Below are 2038 nucleotides of genomic sequence, written 5' to 3' on the forward strand. Positions count from 1 at the left end.
TTTATCGCAAAAGGTGAAGTGGTAGAAGTTTTAAAGATGCCTTGCTAAGGGTAAATTTATAGCCCTTGAAGCACTACGACGTCGGTTATCTCGGCGTCTTTTTCTATCTTGGCGTCTAGTCCTTTGGCTATTTTTATAGTGATATCTTTTGTTTGATTTGGCGTTAGAAAGATCAAATTTCTAACGTCGTTTTCGTATTCGGTAAGTCTTTCGTAGTAGCCGTTTATGCCGTGCTTGCTCTTATACTCTGGCTTTATGAAATTTAGTCTAAAAACATCTGCGCCATACTTTAGCGAGTACTCTTTAAATTCATATTTTCTTTGGCTGGTAGTCTTAAAATTTTCATTAAATAGCTTTAAAAGCGCCTTGTCGCTAACGTCTCTTGCGTCGCTCTCTTTTAGCACGATCTCGTCAGCTCCGTTTGGCTCTTTGTACTCGGTGCCGTTTATGGAGTATATGGCGACGTGCATGTTATCTCTTTGCGATGCAGCACTCTTCATGAAAAACCTTAGCCTTGGATTTTGCGTGATCTGCACATCTTTTGGGGCTACTTCGTTGCCGTTTGCATCAACGTATTTTATCCCCTCAAATGTAAGTAAATTTGACTTTTTGGTGCTTGGCTGCACACATTTTAACTATTTTAAAGATAGCTTAAGAGAAATTTTACCTTCAAACGTAAGCATAATAGACGGCAACGAAGGGACGATAAACCGCCTTATAAGCGAGCTTGGACTTCAAATTTCAAATGTAAATTTAAAACCAAATTTGAGATTTTTCTACTCTGGGAGCGAAGTGTATGAGCAAAGAGAGCTAGAGAAAATTTCAAGAAATTTAGCTCGCCTAGAAAAAATGAGAGCGATCAGCTAAGTTAAATTTAGCTAAAAATTTGAGCCAAATTTAACAAAATACACTAAATTTTATGTATTTTTATATGTATTTAGTATTTTCTTTGCTTCATTATATATACCGCACTTATTACTGCAACAACCGCTAAAATAGCGATCGTGATCGTTAGAAGTGTCTGTTTGTCTGGATTTGAGCCTAGAAAATAGCCAACTCCAAGCAAAACAGCACACCAAATCCCAGCGCCAAGTGTGGTAAATAGACAAAATCTAAAAATATTCATCTTGGCAAGCCCAGCTGGCAGGCTGATATACTGACGAATTCCAGGGATGAGGCGTGAGTTGAAGGTCGAAATTTCGCCGTGTTTATTAAAAAATGCTTCAAATTTATCCATCTTTTCGTGGGTGATGCCCACAAATTTGCCGTATTTTAAGATGATCTCACGTCCAAAAAAGTAGCAAAGATAGTAGTTGAAAATGGCTCCAAGTAAGCTACCAAGCGTACCTGATATAAAGGCAAGCGCTAGGCTCATCTCGCCTTTGTGAGCTAGATATCCAGCTGGTATCATCGCCACTTCGCTTGGAAATGGAAAAAATGAGCTCTCTAAAAACATCATCACAAATATGCCAGCATATCCCCAGCTGCTCACGCTTGAAACGATAAAATCAATAATGTCATGTAGCATTTTTACTCCGAAATTTAACTAAAAGTTAGGCATTGTAGCAAAGTGCCGCTTAAGTATTTGAGTATATATAATATAATTTCAAAACATCAAATTTTAAGGATAAAAAATGGCATTTGAAAATGCGATTATCGCAAAAGAGGATAATGAAAAGTATGGCCTTACTAACATTTTTCTTAAATATAATCCATCCGATAAGAGTTTGCCTGATCAATGGTATTGGGTTATAGACAAGGAGCGCGACTGCTGGCTTATGGAGAGTGGCTTTTTCCATGATCCAAAGGTAGATCATGGATATCTTTCAAAAAGCCTATGGATACTTTACTATTTTGACAAAAATAGCGCTCAAACAAGCAAAATACAAAGATATAGCTCTCTTTGAAGTGTATAATAGCCAAATATAAGTAAAAAATAGAGAGGATTTTTTGGTTGTGAAAACCATTTTATTTTGGCTATTTACGGAGATACAAAGCAAAGAACTTGGATTTGTTGCCATTAGGTGTAGCGCAGCTT

General features: G+C 37.1%; 3 protein-coding genes and 1 pseudogene. 2 read left to right on the plus strand and 2 right to left on the minus strand.

Features of this window, described 5'->3' with window-relative positions; all coding sequences use genetic code 11:
* Positions 1 to 56 precede the first annotated feature (56 nt).
* A complete protein-coding gene (locus Q0296_RS09840; RefSeq protein WP_298040072.1) occupies positions 57 to 500 on the minus strand; it encodes a hypothetical protein in 444 nt (147 codons plus the stop codon).
* Between the two features lie 109 nt (positions 501 to 609).
* On the opposite strand from Q0296_RS09840, the pseudogene Q0296_RS09845 reads away from it, so the two are divergent.
* Positions 610 to 867: pseudogene (locus Q0296_RS09845) on the plus strand (glutamate racemase); the annotation flags it as partial.
* A gap of 70 nt (positions 868 to 937) precedes the next feature.
* Here the strand turns inward: Q0296_RS09845 and Q0296_RS09850 are convergent.
* Complete coding sequence (locus Q0296_RS09850) at positions 938 to 1528, minus strand: DedA family protein (RefSeq protein ID WP_298040076.1); 591 nt, start codon at positions 1526 to 1528, stop codon at positions 938 to 940.
* A gap of 106 nt (positions 1529 to 1634) precedes the next feature.
* Between Q0296_RS09850 and Q0296_RS09855 the strand changes: the two genes are divergently transcribed.
* Positions 1635 to 1907: a hypothetical protein gene (locus Q0296_RS09855; protein ID WP_298040079.1), complete on the plus strand. Its 273-nt coding sequence runs from the start codon at positions 1635 to 1637 to the stop codon at positions 1905 to 1907.
* The last annotated feature ends 131 nt before the right edge of the window (positions 1908 to 2038 follow it).

The sequence above is a fragment of the uncultured Campylobacter sp. genome, assembly GCF_937890585.1.
Lineage (GTDB): Bacteria > Campylobacterota > Campylobacteria > Campylobacterales > Campylobacteraceae > Campylobacter_A.

Bases quoted from the DNA above. Each gene is read 5' to 3' on its own strand.
- Q0296_RS09840 (WP_298040072.1), bottom strand. From the start codon at position 500: ATGAAGAGTGCTGCATCGCAAAGAGATAACATGCACGTCGCCATATAC.
- Q0296_RS09850 (WP_298040076.1), bottom strand. From the start codon at position 1,528: ATGCTACATGACATTATTGATTTTATCGTTTCAAGCGTGAGCAGCTGG.
- Q0296_RS09855 (WP_298040079.1), top strand. From the start codon at position 1,635: ATGGCATTTGAAAATGCGATTATCGCAAAAGAGGATAATGAAAAGTAT.